Genomic DNA, 17,553 nt, shown 5'->3' on the forward strand with positions numbered 1-17,553 from the left:
TCCGAATTAAAGAATTTGCTTGGCGACCATAGCGTTGTGGACCCACCTGACTCCATGCCGAACTCAGAAGTGAAACGCAATAGCGCCGATGGTAGTGTGGGGCTTCCCCATGTGAGAGTAGGACATCGCCAGGCTTTACATTTAGACTTAGAGTCTAACCAGTGCGGAGCGGTAGTTCAGTTGGTTAGAATACCGGCCTGTCACGCCGGGGGTCGCGGGTTCGAGTCCCGTCCGCTCCGCCACTTATTTCAGACCTCAGCAGCAATGCTGGGGTCTTTTTGTATCTGCCGTATTATTTTTGGTCTGCGACCAACGAGTCCCGGTTGCCCGCAACCCCGGCTGTCCGCCATTTATTAAGAGAAAGCCCTAACAGAAATGTTAGGGCTTTTTCGTATCTGCAGTATTATTTTGGTCTATGACCAAAGAGCCGCACTTGACTGCAAGTCCAGTAGCTCTATTCCAGACCTTAACAGGAATGCTGAGGTCTTTTTTGTGTGTTGAGTTACATGTTTTTCGGCCAACCACCATTCAGAATGTTCGAAGCCAACCCTCTATAAATAGCCCCTCTACTACACAGAAAAGCATAACTGACTTGACTTTGTTATTGGGTTGATAGCGTCTTTGGAGAATGTTTACGTAGAGATTGGCCTGTTGATGACTATCTTGAACGTATGATCATTAACCAGAAAATCTAAGAGATAACACTTTGCCATTCTTTTGATTCCCGGTCTTGAAGATGAACAAGTGACCATCTCCAAGTGCTCGTTGTTTGTAACGAATAACAAAAAGCCGCTCATAGAGAGCGGCTTTGAAATGATTAATAGGATTAGATTACTCTGTATCGGATGACTCAGCTGCTTTTGGTTCAGGCTGAATTTCTTTTTCTGCCTGCTTAGCTTTTTCTATCATAGGAGTAATAGTCGAACCTTGAACGAGGATCGAGAATACTACGACAGAATAAGTCATGACTAGGATGATTTCTTTTACATCAATCAGCTTGTCTTGAATAACCCAGATACCCGATGGAATTGACAGTGCCATTGCCAGTGCAAGACCACCTCGCAAGCCTCCCCAAGTTAATATTTTCACTGACCAAGGGTTGTATTTACGATGTCTTTTGAATCCTAGGTAAGCGCAAAATACGCTGAGGTATCGTGCTGCTAAAACGAGTGGTATAGAGAAGGCCATTAAAATCCAGTCTTCTTTATGAAATTCGAACAGCAGCATCGACATACCGATGAGCAAGAATAGAACGCCATTGAGAAACTCATCCACTAGTTCCCAGAAGTGATCGAGATGATCTTCACTTTCTTTAGAGAATCCAATAAACCTGGTCCAGTTACCGATCATAATACCTGATACCACCATGGCTAATGGGCCTGAAACATGCAATACCTCTGCAAATGCGTACCCTGCAGTTGGAATGCCAATAGTAAGCAACAGCTCCATCGAGTGATCATCGGTTGCGCTGATAAGGTAGTGAAACAGCAGTCCCAGAGCAAATCCGTAGACGATACCACCGATAGCTTCTTGAGCAAATAACATAGTGACGCTACCTAAGGTTGGCGTTTCCGTGCCAAAGGCGATAGTGAACAAAGTGACAAATATGACTAAGCCAAAACCATCGTTAAATAGAGATTCCCCTTCTATCTGAGTTGAAATTCTCTCTGGTGCATCGAGCTTCTTAACAATAGCCAGAACAGCGATTGGGTCGGTTGGGGAGATTAGGGCGCCAAATAGTAGGCAATAAACTAAATCAAACTGCACCCCGATAAGCTGACAGAATCCATATAGAACAAAGCCGATGAAAAAGGTAGAGAAGAGAGTTGCACCAAGTGCGAGGACGGTAATTTCCCATTTTTGGTCCTTTAGATGAGGAAGCTTAATTCCCAACCCACCTGCAAATAGTAGAAAGCCTAAGATCCCTTTCAGCAAAAAATCTTCGAAGTTAATGCTAGACATTGTCTTCGAAGCAATTTCTGTTAGATGGAACCAGTTGTTTTGGCCTGCAATAAGAATAAGAAGAGATAACACCATTGAACCTGCAGTAATGGCAATAGTGGTTTGCATTTTACCTATCTTGCTGTTTACAAAAGCAATTAGCATCGCTGCTGCAGATAGAAAACAGAGAGTGTAGTAGACCGACATTGGATTCTCAGCATGTAACAAATTATGAATGAGAATTTTCATCTCGACATGATTAAATAGCAAACACTTTTTTGTCATTCCGAGGTGATTAATTTACTCTTTTAGACGTCTAGACTCCTCTTTTATGTATGATAGGATGGAAAGATAATGAAAGGAATGAGGCTGTACTGTGGAAAGTAACGTAAGGCAACAGATCGAAGCTCAATTAAGAAAGCGTATCCTATTAATTGATGGTGGTATGGGCACCATGATCCAGGGCTACAAACTTGAGGAGCCAGACTACCGAGGTGAGCGTTTCGCTGATTGGCATTGTGACCTTAAAGGCAATAATGACCTTCTGGTTCTGACACAGCCCAAATTGATTAAAGATATTCATGCTGAGTACTTAGAAGCTGGCGCAGATATCCTTGAGACCAACACGTTTAACGCAACGACCATCGCAATGGCTGACTATGATATGGAAAGCCTGAGCGAAGAAATCAACTTTGAAGCCGCGAGACTCGCTCGCGAAGTGGCAGACGAGTGGACGTTAAAAACACCAGATAGACCACGCTATGTGGCGGGCGTTCTTGGCCCAACTAACCGTACATGTTCGATTTCCCCAGATGTGAACGATCCAGGCTATCGCAACGTTACGTTTGATGAATTAGTTAAGGCGTATTCCGAATCGACGCGCGCCTTAATTAAAGGTGGCTCAGACCTCATTCTTATTGAAACTATTTTTGATACGCTGAATGCCAAGGCCTGTGCCTTTGCTGTCGACAGTGTTTTCGAAGAGTTGAATATTAAGCTTCCTATCATGATTTCGGGAACCATCACTGATGCCTCAGGACGGACGCTTTCTGGCCAAACGACAGAAGCGTTTTACAATTCTTTACGTCATGTTCAGCCACTGTCTTTTGGACTTAACTGTGCTTTAGGCCCAGATGAGCTTCGACCGTACGTAGAAGAAATGTCACGCATTTCTGAGAGTTTCGTCTCAGCACACCCCAATGCGGGTCTGCCAAATGCATTTGGTGAATATGACCTTTCGCCCGAAGATATGGCCGTACATGTCAAAGAGTGGGCTGAGAGTGGTTTCCTCAACTTAATCGGTGGTTGTTGCGGCACGACTCCTGAGCATATCCGCCAGATGGCTCAAGCTGTCGAAGGCGTGACGCCTCGTGCACTCCCCGATCTTCACGTAGCTTGTCGCTTATCAGGCCTTGAGCCTCTGTCAATTGAAAAAGAAACACTGTTCGTCAATGTGGGTGAACGTACTAATGTAACAGGTTCTGCCCGCTTTAAACGTCTGATCAAAGAAGAACTCTATGATGAAGCGCTTGAAGTGGCTCGCCAGCAAGTTGAGAACGGCGCTCAGATTATCGATATCAATATGGATGAGGGCATGTTAGATGCCGAGGCATGCATGGTACGCTTCCTCAATTTGTGTGCGTCTGAGCCAGAAATTTCCAAAGTTCCCATTATGGTTGATTCCTCAAAATGGGAAGTGATTGAAGCCGGACTGAAATGCATTCAGGGTAAAGGCATTGTTAACTCTATCTCGCTCAAAGAAGGCAAAGAGAAGTTTGTCGAACAAGCTAAGCTAATCCGCCGCTATGGTGCTGCTGTTATTGTTATGGCATTCGATGAAGTCGGACAAGCAGAAACACGTGAACGCAAGCTTGAAATCTGTACCAATGCCTATCGTATCTTGGTAGATGAAGTCGGTTTCCCTTCTGAAGATATTATCTTTGACCCAAATATCTTTGCTGTAGCAACAGGTATAGAAGAGCACAATAACTATGCGGTTGACTTTATTGAAGCAGTTGCCGATATAAAACGTGATTTGCCACATGCCATGATCTCCGGTGGTGTGTCTAACGTTTCTTTCTCTTTCCGCGGTAACAACTACGTTCGTGAAGCGATCCATGCTGTTTTCCTTTACCACTGTTTCAAAAACGGTATGGATATGGGAATTGTGAATGCGGGTCAGCTAGAAATTTACGACAACGTACCTGAAAAACTACGTGAAGCTGTGGAAGATGTTGTTCTCAACCGCCGTGATGACGCGACAGAGCGACTGCTTGATATTGCTGCCGAATACGCAGGTAAAGGGGTAGGTAAGGAAGAAGATGCTTCAGCACTTGAGTGGCGGACATGGCCAGTCGAAAAACGCCTAGAACATGCCTTAGTCAAAGGCATCACCGAGTTCATTGTTGAAGATACGGAAGAAGCCCGTCTTAATGCATCCAAGCCACTTGAAGTTATCGAAGGGCCTTTGATGGATGGAATGAATGTGGTTGGCGATCTCTTCGGTGAAGGCAAAATGTTCCTTCCTCAGGTGGTGAAATCGGCACGTGTAATGAAGCAGGCTGTAGCGCATTTAGAGCCGTTCATTAACAAGGAGAAACAAGCGGGTTCCTCAAATGGTAAGATCCTACTGGCAACAGTGAAAGGGGATGTTCACGATATTGGTAAGAACATTGTCGGGGTCGTTTTGCAGTGTAATAACTACGAAATCATCGATCTTGGCGTGATGGTGCCATGTGAAAAGATCCTTAAAGTCGCTAAAGAAGAAAATGTCGATATCATCGGTTTGTCTGGCTTGATCACACCATCACTGGATGAAATGGTTCATGTGGCTAAGGAAATGGAACGTCTTGATTTCGACTTGCCACTTCTAATTGGTGGTGCGACAACATCGAAAGCTCATACTGCGGTTAAGATTGAGCAAAACTACCAACACCCAGTGGTGTATGTAAATAATGCTTCTAGAGCCGTTGGTGTGTGTACTTCATTACTGTCTGACGAGCGTCGACCTGAATTTGTTGAAAAACTTGATGCCGATTACGTACGCGTGCGTGACCAGCATAATCGCAAGAAACCGCGTACTAAACCTGTCACTTTAGAACAAGCTCGAGCAAATAAGGTCGCGATTGACTGGGAAGCTTATACTCCACCAGAGCCAGCTAAACCAGGTGTGCATGTATTTGATGATTTTGATATAGCAACATTACGTGAATACATCGACTGGACGCCATTCTTTATGACTTGGTCTTTAGTGGGTAAGTACCCTGCCATTCTTGAGCATGAGGAGGTAGGGGAAGAAGCGAAGCGGTTGTTTGCTGATGCCAACGCTTTATTGGATAGAGTTGAGAAAGAAGGGCTGTTGAAAGCTCGTGGTATGTGTGTACTCTTCCCTGCTGCTAGTGTTGGTGATGACATTGAAGTGTACCACGACGAATCACGTACGGAAGTAGTGAAAGTCCTGCATAACCTTCGCCAGCAGACTGAGAAGCCTAAAGGCTATAATTACTGTCTCTCTGATTACATCGCACCCAAATCTTCAGGTAAGAAAGACTGGATTGGCGCATTCGCGGTAACCGGTGGTATTGGAGAACGTGAACTCGCTGATGAATATAAAGCAGCGGGAGATGATTACAACGCGATTATGATTCAAGCTGTGGCGGATCGCTTGGCTGAGGCTTTTGCTGAATACCTGCATGAAAAAGTGCGTAAGGAAATTTGGGGCTATTCCGCGGATGAAGATCTCTCTAATGATGATCTGATTCGTGAAAAATATCAGGGTATTCGTCCTGCCCCGGGCTATCCGGCATGTCCAGAGCATACTGAGAAAGGCTCTCTATGGGAGTTGCTCAAAGTAGAAGAAACCATAGATATGTCACTGACTAGCAGCTATGCGATGTGGCCAGGAGCATCAGTTTCAGGGTGGTACTTCTCGCATCCCGATTCGCGTTATTTTGCGATCGCACAGATCCAGCAGGATCAAGTAGAAAGCTACGCTGATCGTAAAGGTTGGGATATGTTAGAAGCTGAGAAGTGGTTAGGCCCAAACATTAACTAGCATCAGCATATTGGATCCAAAAAGCACAGCCTGGCTGTGCTTTTTGTTGGAAGGAACTGGTTGACCGGTTAGATCATGATGGTTGCAAGACCGAGGAACACTGAGAGGCCAATAACATCGGTGACAGTGGTTAATGCCATGCCTCCGGCCAAAGCTGGGTCAATGTTCATTTTCTTGAGTAGAATCGGGATGGTCACCCCAGCGATGCCTGCAACCAACAGGTTGGTTAGCATCGCTGCGGAAATGATTCCACCGAGCATCCAGTTACCTTTCCATGCGACGACAATTCCACCAATGATCAATGCCCACATAATGCCATTTAACAGGCCTATGGCTGCTTCCTTCATGAGTAGCTCACGTTTGTTGGAATCACCAATATGGCCTAAAGCTAAGCCACGGATGACCAAAGCAACGGTTTGGTTACCTGCGACACCGCCCATAGAAGGAACGATGGTCATCAAAACGGCAATAGCAGCCATCTGATCGAGTGTGGCTTCAAACATATTAGAGACGGACGCCGCAGCAAGTGCCGCTAAGACATTCGCTCCCAGCCAGATACTCCTTTTACGCGCAGACTTTACGACTGGTGCGAAGGTATCCTCGTCATCATCCATACCCGCCATACTCATCATAGAGTGCTCTGCATCTTCACGGATTACATCTACAACATCATCGATGGTAATACGGCCGACCAGGTGCTGGTTTTCATCAATGACCGGAGCGGAAACCCAATTACGACGCTCAAATAGGCTGGCAATATCTGAGTCACTCATCGTCACTTCAATTGCTTCGTCGGCATCTCCCATGACTTCACTGACTTTGATATCAGGTTGAGTGGTAATCAAGGTGGTAATTGGAAGTTGACCAATAAGCTGATTATCCTCATCGATAACGTACAGAGCATCGGTTGCTTCAGGAAGCTCCCCTTTCATGCGCAAATAGCGTAAAACGACATCGACATCAACATCACCACGTATGGTGATGACGTCGGTATTCATCAATCCGCCAGCTGTATCTTCAGGATAAGAAAGAGCAGTCTCCACTCGTAGACGCTCTGAGCTGTCCATCTGAGCAAGGACTTCTCTCGATATATCATCAGGAAGGCTTCGAAGTACGTAGGCAACGTCGTCGGTGTCCATACCTTCGGTTGCTTCAGCCAGCATCTCCGGCTCCATTTTGGAGACCAAGGCATCTTTAACGTCTTCATTCAGCTCGTCGAGAATTTCACCATAATCTTCTGGATCAGTGAGCTGCCAAAGCACTTCGCGGCTTTTTCGTGGTGAGGCTTCTAATAGATGGGCTATATCTTCCGGTTCCATGTCCTGTAGTTGTCGACGGACATGCACAAAGCGACCATTTTCTAGAGCTTCTGTCACTTCTTGGAGGGCTTGGTGAGCTTGGTCAAATTCTATTTGCTCTGCCATGTGTTCCCCCTGACTCTATTTACTTACAATGCGTCGAATAGTAACTTAATTTTAGTGTTTATTTAATAAGTTAATGTGAAGGTAGTGATTTTTCTTATATCAGAAGAAATTATTCTGCTTCTTCGAATTTAGCTTCAATTAAATGACAGACTGCTTCAAGGGCAGGGCTTGCATCATTGCCTTCTGCACTGATAGTAACGTGTTCGCCTTGAGCTGATTCCAGCATTAACAACCCCATGACACTGTCAGCGGTGGCTTCTTTGCCTTCATGGTTTTGAATGGTAAGAATGGCATCGAAAGATTGGGCAAGTTCGACAAGTTTAACGGCAGCACGAGCATGAAGGCCTAATCGGTTTTGAATGAGGACGGTTCGACTCTGTTGCTGCATAGGTTATTCCTTATAGTTTTTCTCTAATGTGGCATGGCGAATTTGGACTTGGTGACCCATTTGAGCGAAATATTCGCCAATTTGTTGAGTCAGATAAACGGAGCGGTGTTTACCTCCAGTACACCCTATTGCAACGGTCAAATAGCTGCGGTTATTCTTTTCTAGTAGAGGAAGCCAGTTCTCGATGAACTTCTGGATCTGTTGTTTGAGCTCTAACACATCTTGATGGCTTTCAAGAAAGGACTTAATTGGAGCATCCAATCCTGTCATTGGCCTTAATGCTGGCTCCCAATGTGGATTGGGCAAAAAGCGCACGTCAAATACGTAGTCTGCGTCACTCGGTAGACCATACTTGAAACCAAAAGACTGGAACACCATGACCAAGTCTTTGCGCTCTCGGCCTTCGATACGCATACGGACTGTTTCACTTAGATCGTGCAGAGATTGATTACTGCTATCGATGATAAGGTCTGCGTGCTCTTTGAGAGGGGAAAGAATGCAACGCTCTTTTTCAATCGCTTGTTCTAAAGACGTATTTTCATTGCTGAGCGTTAGTGGATGAATTCGTCTGGTTTCGCTGTAGCGTTTGAGTAAGGTATCTTTTTTGGCATCTAGAAACAGCACGCTGACGTCTGACGATTTCTTCAGCTTTGTGAGAACATCCGTCACTAAATTGGGCTCTGTCGGTAGATTACGGATATCAATACTGACCGCTACGTTTTGCTTGCTGGTTTTTACTGATTTGACGAAGTTATCGAGCAAATTGACCGGTAGGTTATCGACGCAGTAGTAACCTAAATCCTCAAGTACGCGAAGAGCAACGCTTTTTCCCGCACCGGATTGACCGCTGACGACGATAAGACGCATTACTGGTTCACCATGATGTCGTAAAGCTCTTCATCAGACTGAGCTTTACGTAACTGCTTAAGAACCTGTTTGTCGTTTAATCGCTCAGCCATGCTTGAAAGGGTTTTAAGGTGCTCTTTACACTGCGCGTCAGGAACAAGTAGAGCAAAGAGTAGATCGACAGGACGGTTATCTATCGAGTCAAACTCGACAGGAGATTCGCATTGTATGAGAACGGCAACGGCTTTATCACTGGACTGCATACGAGCATGGGGAATGGCTATTCCATTTCCGATGCCAGTACTGCCCATTTTTTCGCGGCTAAGCATGCACTCAAAAAGTTCGGTAGAGTTTTGACCGGTCTGCTCTGCAACGATTTCACTGATCATTTCCAGAGCGCGTTTTTTACTGGTGCATTGGACTGCACTTTTTGTGCAGTCCAATGAAAGGATTTCGCTTAATTGCATGGTATCTAGTGCGTATTTAATTTTTCTTTGTGCTTGTTGAGCTGTCTGACCAGTTTGTCAACGAGAGAGTCGATAGCGGCGTACATACTTTCTTCATCCGCAGATGCATGTATTTCGCCCTGGTTAACGTGAAGGGTAGCTTCTGCGATTTGACGGAGTTTTTCAACTTTTAAAACAACATGAACACTATTTATGTGGTCAAAGAAACGCTCAAGCTTTTGAAACTTTTCGTTTACGTAGTCTTGCATTGAATCGGTGAGATCAACGTGGTGGCCATTAATATTGATTTGCATAGACTTTCCTTCTCGGTTAGATGCCTAAAGCAGGCGTTTGCGCTGACTCGAAGGGGCAATGCCTAGTGATTCTCGGTACTTAGCTATTGTTCGTCTAGCGACCTGAATCCCTTGGTCAGCGAGTAGAGCTGCAATCTTACTGTCACTCAGTGGCTTAGCACTGTTTTCGGCAGCAACGAGCTTTTTAATCAGAGCTCGAATTGCAGTTGATGAACATTCTCCGCCATTATCGGTACTGACATGACTGGAGAAGAAATACTTTAGTTCGAAAATACCACGAGGGGTATGCATGTACTTTTGGGTGGTGACCCTTGAAATTGTCGATTCGTGCATATCAACATCTAAAGCGACGTCGTTAAGCACCATAGGTTTCATTGCTTCTTCACCATACTCGAAGAAATCGCGTTGATGTTCAACAATACACTTAGCAACTTTGAGTAACGTCTCATTTCTACTTTCTAGGCTTTTAATCAGCCACTTGGCTTCCTGCAAGTTTGAGCGAATGTATTGACTGTCTGAGCTGTTACCTTTACCCAATGCTGCGTATTGTTGATTGACTTTCAGCCTTGGTACTGAGTCTGGGTTGATAGTGACTACCCACTTACCATGGTCTTTAAATACAGAAACGTCAGGAATGACATACTCTGCGTGTTCTGTTGCGATACGGCTACCTGGGCGAGGGTCCAACTGCTGGATTAACTTAAGCGCTTCTTTGAGCTCCGCTTCTTTAAGCCTAGCTTCTTTGATGATCAGTTTGTAATCACGATTGCCCAGTTGATCAATGTAGTCGGTTAGTACTAACTTAGCTTCTTTCAACCAAGGCGTATCTTCAGGGAAGGTGGCTAATTGTAAGAGCAAACAGTCTTGTAGATTATTTGAAGCGACACCGAGTGGGTCAAACTGCTGAATACGTTTACGTACTGCTTCAATTTCTTCCAGCTCTATCTCTTCGTTATTAAAACTTTCAAGGATGTCTTCCGTCGAAATCGTTAGATAGCCGTAGTCATCCACAGCATCGATGATCGCCATGGCAATAGTACGGTCTGTTTCACTGAAAGGCGTCAGGTCTAACTGCCAAGTCAGGTAGTCATGCAGTGACTGTGTGGTTTCACCTTGATAAACAGGGGTATCGTCATCGAGAGCAATGCCGGTGCTGCCCGTATTGGCGCTATAGACATCTTCCCAAGTGGTGTCTATTTCCAGCTCATTACTGATTTCAGATTTCTCAATCAAATCTGAGCTATCTTTGACTTCTGGTTCGGTAACATCAACACTTGGCTCTTTGTCCTCACTCGCTGACTTGTCTTCAACATTTTGAGGCTCTTCACCGCCTTCTTCGACTTCGAGCAGAGGGTTAGAATCCAAGGCTTCCTGAATTTCTTGTTGAAGATCTAACGTTGACAACTGCAACAAACGAATTGCTTGCTGTAGCTGTGGCGTCATCGCTAACTGCTGTCCTAGCTTGAGTTGTAATGAGGGTTTCATTCAGTATTACTTGCCTTAGATGCTATAGAATCTTACCGTTCTTCACTTTAATCATAGACGGAATTGTTCGCCGAGATAAACTTGTTTTACCTGTTCGTTATTGAGCACTTGTTCTGGTGTGCCCTCTGCAATCAGATGCCCCTGACTGACAATGTACGCTTTTTCACATACGTCTAATGTTTCGCGGACGTTGTGGTCGGTAATGAGAACCCCAAGCCCACGATCGCGCAGGTGTTCAATAATCTTTTTGATATCAATGACCGATATTGGGTCGACACCAGCGAAAGGTTCATCCAGTAAGATAAATTGAGGGTTTGCAGCCAAAGCGCGAGCGATCTCAACACGACGGCGTTCTCCCCCTGATAGTGCCATACCAGCACTGTGGCGAATGTGCTGAATGTGGAATTCTTCCAATAAGTCTTCCAACTTATCTTGGCGTTGCTCACGGGTGAGTTCTTCACGGGTCTCTAATACCGCCATGATATTATGTTCCACCGATAGCTTGCGAAAGATGGACGCTTCCTGAGGAAGGTAGCCAATCCCCATACGTGAGCGACTATGCATCGGCAGAATACTGATGTCTTCGCCATCGATAGTAATTGAGCCTTCATCGCGAGCGACCAAACCCACAATCATGTAGAAAGAGGTGGTTTTACCGGCTCCGTTCGGACCGAGCAATCCGACGATTTGCCCTGAAGTCACTTCAAGACTGACGTCTGTCACGACCTTACGGTTTCCGTAGGTTTTTGCTAAATGCTCTGCTTTGAGTTTTGCCATAATTATTCTTGTACTGCTTGTGGCTGAAGAACGGTTGAGACGCGATCGCCTTTCTCTTTACCATCAGCAATTAGCTTTTGTGAAGAGATTTTGTAGCGGATTTTAGTACCACGAATCACACTGTCGTCTTGAGAAAGCATGGCTTCATCGATCATAGTGAGTTGATCATCAACCATCACGTAATACAATTCTTTCGCTTCACCGTAAAGGGTTTTGCCATCATCAGTTAGCTGAGAGAAGGTGGCTAAGTCACCATATCCTTCAATTTCTTGAATAGACCCGTCTTTTGGATCGCGGGTAACGATGACTTTATCGGCATTAATATTGATACTGCCTTGCTTAAGTTTTACATCACCAAGAAAGGTCACTTGATTGCTTTGCATATCAAGTTGTTGGCTGTCTGAGTCTATGTAGACAGGTTGATCCTGATCGGTAGACAACGCGAGTGCATGCCCAGAAATCAGCAAACAAGAAATTAGACTAAGGTGTGAGAGTTTCATATCTACCTTGTACGTGTTTGTAGAGGATAGCGTTGTTTTCAGCAAAGTTGCCTTTCATCGCCTGACCTACTGTTTCAAACTGAGGGCCAACCAAAGTGACTTGGTTATCTGCCCAAAAATCGCGATTATCCAACTGAATACCGAGTACATCTGTTGACATGGTGTCAAAGCCTGAATCCGGCAATAAGTTTTCCGCCAATACGTTGTCATATAATGTCAGCACATGATCTTGCCCAAGAATACCTCGGTCAGCCGTGACCTCCCATTCTTGGGTTGTGCCTTCTTTGTAAACTTTCAAAATCGGTTGATCAAAAAAGGTATCACCGCTTTTTGCGTAGTGATCCAGCTTAACGGATGTAATGACATAGCTGCGAATCCCTTCTTCGTTATAAGAAGTGTTCACTAGATCTTCACCGCTAAACATAGGTAATTCGGTATCCGGCTCAACCTGAATATCGTACTCTTTACCTTTATCAAACAAGTAGTAAGTGGACCAACAGATCACAAATGCCAGTATCAGGTAACCGATACGGGATAAACTCATATACTTAGACCTTTGTGGACATCAAGTTCATTGCGCGCTTGTAAAATAAGATCACACACTTCTCTGACTGCACCATGTCCACCACGAATAGACGTGACGTAATTTGCACGCTGAGCCAGTAGTGGGTGTCCATCAGCCACGCAGACTTTCAAAGCTACTTTTTCCATCACAGGCCAGTCGATAAGATCATCACCAATATAACCGATGTGTTCTGGCGCAATATTCAATTGGCTGCAAATGTCCTGATAAGCTTTTACTTTATCGTCTTGCCCTTGGTAAATCAGCGAGATTCCCAGAGCTTTCATGCGATTTTCAACAATACGTGATTGTCGGCCTGTGATAATAGCGATTTTGATGCCCGCATTCATCAGCGATTTTACACCGTATCCATCTCGTGTATGGAATGTTTTCAACTCTTCACCATCATTGCCCATATAAATCAGGCCATCAGAGAATACGCCATCGACATCGCATATTAACAGCTTAATCTGTTTGGCAATGTTAAGCGTGTTTTGTTCCACGGGTTTATACAGGGTTTCAATCAATTTTGACATCACATCACTCCTGCTTTTAATAAATCGTGCATATTTAATGCACCGACCACTTTGCCATTTTCACAAAGGATCAAACCGTTAATGCTTTTTTGCTGCATTAGGTTTAAACCTTCGGCAGCAAGAATATTTGGGCTGGCAGTAGTTGGGTGAGTAGTCATGACTTCTCCAATCAGAGCGCTGTGAATATCAATACGCTTATCGAGAATACGTCGCAAGTCACCATCCGTGAAGATGCCAACGAGATGCTGGTGGTCATCAACTACAGCCGTCATACCAAGGCCTTTTTGGCTGATCTCAAGTAGTGCTTCTCGCACCACAGTATCGGGTGTGACCAACGGAAGCTGCTTGCCGGTATGCATGATATCAGAAAGTTTTAGCAGTAACTTTCTACCTAGTGCACCACCTGGATGCGATAGCGCAAAATCTTCAGCGGTGAAACCACGAGCTTGGAGAAGGGCGACCGCCAAGGCATCACCCATGACCAAGGTTGCCGTGGTGCTTGCTGTTGGAGCCAAACCTAGTGGGCAAGCCTCTTTAGGAACAGTGATTTGTAAATGGAAATCAGCCAGTTTTGCCATCGTGGAATCTGGCTTGCCTGTCATGCTAATAATTTTGATGTTAAGGCGCTTGAGAACGGGAAAGAGCCCTAAAATTTCAGACGATTCGCCGGAGTTGGAGATCGCTAGCACAATATCACCCGATTTTATCATACCCAGATCGCCGTGAGCGGCTTCACCGGGATGAACGAAGAAAGCGGGCGTGCCCGTGCTGGCTAGCGATGCGGCAATCTTATTACCAATATGCCCTGATTTACCCATCCCCATGACGGCAACCTTGCCTTCTTTATTGGCAAGTATAAGTTCACAGGCTTGGATGAAATCTTCATTAAAATACTGATCAAGCTGCTCAAGGGCTTCGATTTCTGTTTTTAATACGTCAAGAGCAGCAGAGCGAAAATCAAACATGTCACACTCCGGCAGGCAAAAACTAAATTAAGCTGTCATGTTCAGGATTAGATATCCTTGATAAGCGATAAAGCAGCAGAATAATACAGCACCTTCTATTCGGTTGATACTGCGAGATTTACCCAATGCCATCGCAACCAACAGTAATGAGACCCCTAACATTACCCAAAAATCACGCCCCATGGCGTATTCACTAAGGATTGAAGGATTAAGAATACCTGGGATGCCCATTACAGCAAGAATATTGAATACGTTCGAGCCAATGATATTACCGACGGCCATATCGTCTTCACCTTTCATTACACCTGCCAGTGAAGCCGCAAGCTCTGGTAAGCTGGTTCCTACGGCAATAATCGTTAGACCTATGACCAAGTCGCTCATGCCGAAATACTGGGCGATATACACGGCGCTATTAACTAAGGTGTCGGCCGCGATAGGTAAGATTATCAAGCCGACAATGACCCATAACCCTGCTTTAAGATTGCTCACGCCTTCTGGCACTTCGGACTCTTGATCTTCAAGTAGAGGATCGGAACTGCCAGAACTCTTTTCCTTTTTACTGATGCGCAGCATGGTCAGGATAAAGGCAGCAAATAAGACGAATAGAAGTACACCTTCGTAGAAGCCTAAGTGGCTGTCCCACAGTAAAACACCGGCAAGAATCGTCACACCAATCATTAATGGCAATTCTCGACGAAGTACTGCTGAACTGATTGAAAGAGGTTTGATCATCGCTGTGATACCAAGAATCAGCGCGATGTTAGCGATGTTAGAACCCAAAACGTTGCCCACTGCGGTATCGGTTTTACCGTCTAGCGCAGCCGTTGCAGAGACCATCATCTCAGGAGCAGAAGATCCCATAGCAAGGATGGTCATACCGATCACCAGTGGGGATATTCCGACATTGCGGGCTAGGGCTGCGGCACCAAAAACAAGCTTATCGGCACTCCATACCAGAAAGACTAATCCAACAACGAGAAACGCAATCGCCTCAATCATGATGATCCTTAATTTTGTGTTCAACGGGACAAATTTAACCGTTAATTTTGACGGTTTAGGTACTAAAAGGGAAGCAATTAATTGTTAACCATTTAAATTGAAGGCGTTTATTTATGACTACAATGAAACAGGCATCGATTATAAAAATGTCAATCATAATTAATTGAACAGTGCTTTTAATTTTTACTCAATGTGCTTATGATTGCCCATTCTAAGCGCTAAAGTCAGGGTTCATCATGTCCTCACTCGATCTCGTTACCGTTAAAAATCTGACTTTTTCCCGCGGGAAAAGGAAGATATTTGATGATGTTAGCTTGCATGTCCCTAAAGGGAAGGTTACCGCTATTATGGGACCTTCTGGTATAGGTAAGACGACACTGCTACGCCTCATTGGAGGTCAGCTTTACCCTGAAAAAGGGGAAGTGTGGTTTGATGGTAAGAATATCCCAACTCTCAGCCGAAAAAAATTGTACAAAGAGCGTAAAAAGATGAGCATGTTGTTTCAATCTGGAGCTTTGTTCACCGATCTCAACGTTTTTGACAACATCGCTTTCCCAATACGTGAACATACCGAATTAAGTGAAGAGTTTGTTCATACTCTCGTACTGCTGAAATTGGAGGCCGTAGGGTTGCGAGGTGCTGCTCAGCTTATGCCCAGCGAACTGTCGGGTGGTATGGCTCGCCGAGCGGCACTAGCTCGTGCGATTGCTCTCGACCCACAACTCATCATGTATGATGAGCCCTTTGTCGGGCAAGATCCCATAACTATGGGCGTCTTGGTGGAGTTGATACGAAACCTGAACCAGGCGTTAGGCGTGACTTCTGTTGTGGTCTCTCACGATGTTCCAGAGGTCATGAGCATTGCAGATTGGGTCTACATTCTGGCGAATGGCAAAGTTATTGCCAAAGGAACACCACAAGAATTGCGTGATAACCCCGATCCGCAAGTCCAACAGTTTCTGAAAGGGGAGGCGGATGGCCCAGTGCCGTTCCGTTATCCTGCTCAACCTATTGCGAAGGAGCTATTCTGATGTTGTCTGACTTCGCGAATTTTGTCGCATCGACAGGGCGCAGAGCTATGGGTGTCTGCGAGTCTTTTGGTCGTGCCAGTTTAATGCTGTTTGGCGCTTTAGTGTCACGTCCTCGTCCAATACAGCATCTGCCGTTGTTAGTGAAGCAACTATACAGCGTTGGTGTTCAGTCCTTGATCATCATTGTTCTATCTGGCTTATTTATTGGCATGGTATTGAGCCTGCAAGGTTATGTCATTCTTGTCGATTTTGGTGCGGAAGGGGCATTAGGGCAGATGGTCGCTCTATCGCTCTTACGTGAATTAGGCCCTGTCGTGACTGCACTGTTATTTGCAGGCCGTGCGGGCTCAGCTCTCACCGCTGAAATTGGCCTAATGAAAGCGACCGAACAACTATCTAGCATGGAAATGATGGCTGTCGATCCACTTAAAAGAGTGATTGCTCCACGCTTCTGGGCAGGGGTGATTTCAATGCCGATGCTAGCAATGATTTTCATGGCGGTTGGCATCTGGGGTGGGCAGTTGGTCGGGGTTGATTGGAAAGGGATAGACCATGGTAGCTTCTGGTCGGCTATGCAGGCGTCTGTTGAACTAGGACAGGATATTGGTAACAGCATGATTAAAAGCCTAGTGTTTGCTGTAACCGTAACATGGATTGCGCTGTTTAACGGCTACGATGCTATTCCTACTTCGGAAGGCATAAGCCGAGCAACGACACGCACCGTCGTACACTCTTCATTGGCGGTACTTGGCTTAGACTTTGTACTGACTGCATTGATGTTTGGGAACTAAGTATGCAACAAACAAGAAAAACTGAATTATGGGTAGGCAGCTTTGTCCTTGCTGGAATTTGCGCAATTTTGGTGATGATTTTTCAAGTCGCTGACGTAAAGGGGTTAGGCTCAAATGATACTTACTCACTGAAAGCAGAGTTCGATAACATCGGCAGCCTCAAAGTTCGCTCACCGGTTAAGGTCGGTGGTGTTGTGGTTGGACGTGTGACGAATATTGGTTTGAATACTGAAAACTTGCTGCCTGTTGTCACTATGGCCATCAGCAGTCAATATGACCAATTTCCCGAAACCTCCAGCGTTAAGATTCTCACTTCAGGTTTGATTGGTGAGCAATACATTGGTTTGACGCCGGGCTTTGTTTTTGATGACGAGCAAATGTTGGTAGAGGGTGACTATATTGAAGACACCAAATCAGCCTTAGTATTGGAAGATTTAATCGGTCAGGTGCTGTACAGCGTTGGTGGTTCTGATTCGGCTAAGGAAGAGGAATAA

17 protein-coding genes, 1 tRNA gene and 1 rRNA gene are annotated in these 17,553 nt (G+C 45.2%); 6 read left to right on the forward strand and 13 right to left on the reverse strand.

Annotated elements, in window-relative coordinates; genetic code table 11:
• The first annotated feature begins 18 nt into the window (after window positions 1–18).
• Both rrf and L1D31_RS20540 read left to right on the forward strand, forming a co-directional pair.
• Window positions 19–134 (forward strand): 5S ribosomal RNA (gene rrf, locus L1D31_RS20535).
• Window positions 135–165: 31 nt separating this feature from the next.
• A tRNA-Asp gene (locus tag L1D31_RS20540) sits at window positions 166–242 on the forward strand.
• Window positions 243–831: 589 nt separating this feature from the next.
• On the opposite strand, the gene L1D31_RS20545 is transcribed toward L1D31_RS20540, so the two are convergent.
• Window positions 832–2,148, reverse strand: coding sequence for a sodium:proton antiporter (locus L1D31_RS20545; RefSeq protein ID WP_239838848.1), 1,317 nt, complete (start codon window positions 2,146–2,148; stop codon window positions 832–834).
• Window positions 2,149–2,317: 169 nt separating this feature from the next.
• Between L1D31_RS20545 and metH the strand changes: the two genes are divergently transcribed.
• Window positions 2,318–5,995: a methionine synthase gene (gene metH, locus L1D31_RS20550; protein WP_239838849.1), complete on the forward strand. Its 3,678-nt coding sequence runs from the start codon at window positions 2,318–2,320 to the stop codon at window positions 5,993–5,995.
• Window positions 5,996–6,063: 68 nt separating this feature from the next.
• Here the strand turns inward: metH and mgtE are convergent, their stop codons facing one another.
• The 12 genes from mgtE to L1D31_RS20610 form a co-directional block, all read right to left on the reverse strand.
• Window positions 6,064–7,419, reverse strand: a complete 1,356-nt coding sequence (gene mgtE / locus L1D31_RS20555; RefSeq protein ID WP_239838850.1) for a magnesium transporter — start codon at window positions 7,417–7,419, stop codon at window positions 6,064–6,066.
• Window positions 7,420–7,528: 109 nt separating this feature from the next.
• Entirely contained in the window at window positions 7,529–7,807 is a 279-nt protein-coding gene (locus tag L1D31_RS20560) for an HPr family phosphocarrier protein (protein WP_239838851.1), read from the reverse strand.
• Between the two features lie 3 nt (window positions 7,808–7,810).
• Complete coding sequence (rapZ, locus tag L1D31_RS20565) at window positions 7,811–8,674, reverse strand: RNase adapter RapZ (protein WP_239838852.1); 864 nt, start codon at window positions 8,672–8,674, stop codon at window positions 7,811–7,813.
• On the reverse strand, window positions 8,674–9,120 hold the full coding sequence (gene ptsN / locus L1D31_RS20570) for a PTS IIA-like nitrogen regulatory protein PtsN (protein WP_239838853.1): 447 nt from the start codon (window positions 9,118–9,120) through the stop codon (window positions 8,674–8,676). Before ptsN ends, rapZ begins: the two co-directional genes overlap by 1 nt.
• A gap of 5 nt (window positions 9,121–9,125) precedes the next feature.
• The gene (gene hpf / locus L1D31_RS20575; RefSeq protein ID WP_239838854.1) at window positions 9,126–9,413 is read right to left on the reverse strand and encodes a ribosome hibernation promoting factor; all 288 of its coding nucleotides are present in this window, start codon (window positions 9,411–9,413) and stop codon (window positions 9,126–9,128) included.
• 24 nt (window positions 9,414–9,437) lie between these two features.
• Window positions 9,438–10,898, reverse strand: coding sequence for an RNA polymerase factor sigma-54 (locus L1D31_RS20580; RefSeq protein ID WP_239838855.1), 1,461 nt, complete (start codon window positions 10,896–10,898; stop codon window positions 9,438–9,440).
• Window positions 10,899–10,949: 51 nt separating this feature from the next.
• Window positions 10,950–11,675: an LPS export ABC transporter ATP-binding protein gene (gene lptB, locus L1D31_RS20585; protein ID WP_239838856.1), complete on the reverse strand. Its 726-nt coding sequence runs from the start codon at window positions 11,673–11,675 to the stop codon at window positions 10,950–10,952.
• Between the two features lie 2 nt (window positions 11,676–11,677).
• Window positions 11,678–12,175, reverse strand: a complete 498-nt coding sequence (gene lptA, locus L1D31_RS20590; protein WP_239838857.1) for a lipopolysaccharide transport periplasmic protein LptA — start codon at window positions 12,173–12,175, stop codon at window positions 11,678–11,680.
• Complete coding sequence (gene lptC / locus L1D31_RS20595; protein ID WP_239838858.1) at window positions 12,156–12,719, reverse strand: LPS export ABC transporter periplasmic protein LptC; 564 nt, start codon at window positions 12,717–12,719, stop codon at window positions 12,156–12,158. The genes lptA and lptC overlap by 20 nt, the downstream gene beginning before the upstream one ends.
• The gene (gene kdsC / locus L1D31_RS20600; RefSeq protein WP_239838859.1) at window positions 12,716–13,273 is read right to left on the reverse strand and encodes a 3-deoxy-manno-octulosonate-8-phosphatase KdsC; all 558 of its coding nucleotides are present in this window, start codon (window positions 13,271–13,273) and stop codon (window positions 12,716–12,718) included. The genes lptC and kdsC overlap by 4 nt, the downstream gene beginning before the upstream one ends.
• On the reverse strand, window positions 13,273–14,238 hold the full coding sequence (locus L1D31_RS20605) for a KpsF/GutQ family sugar-phosphate isomerase (RefSeq protein WP_239838860.1): 966 nt from the start codon (window positions 14,236–14,238) through the stop codon (window positions 13,273–13,275). Before L1D31_RS20605 ends, kdsC begins: the two co-directional genes overlap by 1 nt.
• Before the next feature lie 27 nt (window positions 14,239–14,265).
• A complete protein-coding gene (locus tag L1D31_RS20610) occupies window positions 14,266–15,237 on the reverse strand; it encodes a calcium/sodium antiporter (RefSeq protein ID WP_239838861.1) in 972 nt (323 codons plus the stop codon).
• Window positions 15,238–15,473: 236 nt separating this feature from the next.
• Between L1D31_RS20610 and mlaF the strand changes: the two genes are divergently transcribed.
• From mlaF to mlaD, 3 genes are read left to right on the forward strand one after another with little or no spacing between them, the layout of a single operon-like run.
• Entirely contained in the window at window positions 15,474–16,268 is a 795-nt protein-coding gene (mlaF, locus tag L1D31_RS20615) for a phospholipid ABC transporter ATP-binding protein MlaF (protein ID WP_239838862.1), read from the forward strand.
• Entirely contained in the window at window positions 16,268–17,059 is a 792-nt protein-coding gene (gene mlaE / locus L1D31_RS20620) for a lipid asymmetry maintenance ABC transporter permease subunit MlaE (RefSeq protein ID WP_239838863.1), read from the forward strand. The genes mlaF and mlaE overlap by 1 nt, the downstream gene beginning before the upstream one ends.
• Window positions 17,060–17,061: 2 nt before the next feature.
• Window positions 17,062–17,553 (forward strand): outer membrane lipid asymmetry maintenance protein MlaD, encoded by a 492-nt coding sequence (gene mlaD / locus L1D31_RS20625; RefSeq protein WP_239838864.1) that lies wholly within the window; start codon window positions 17,062–17,064, stop codon window positions 17,551–17,553.

Origin of the sequence: Vibrio sp. Isolate23 (assembly GCF_022398095.1) — a bacterium.
GTDB classification, from domain to species: domain Bacteria; phylum Pseudomonadota; class Gammaproteobacteria; order Enterobacterales; family Vibrionaceae; genus Vibrio; species Vibrio coralliilyticus_A.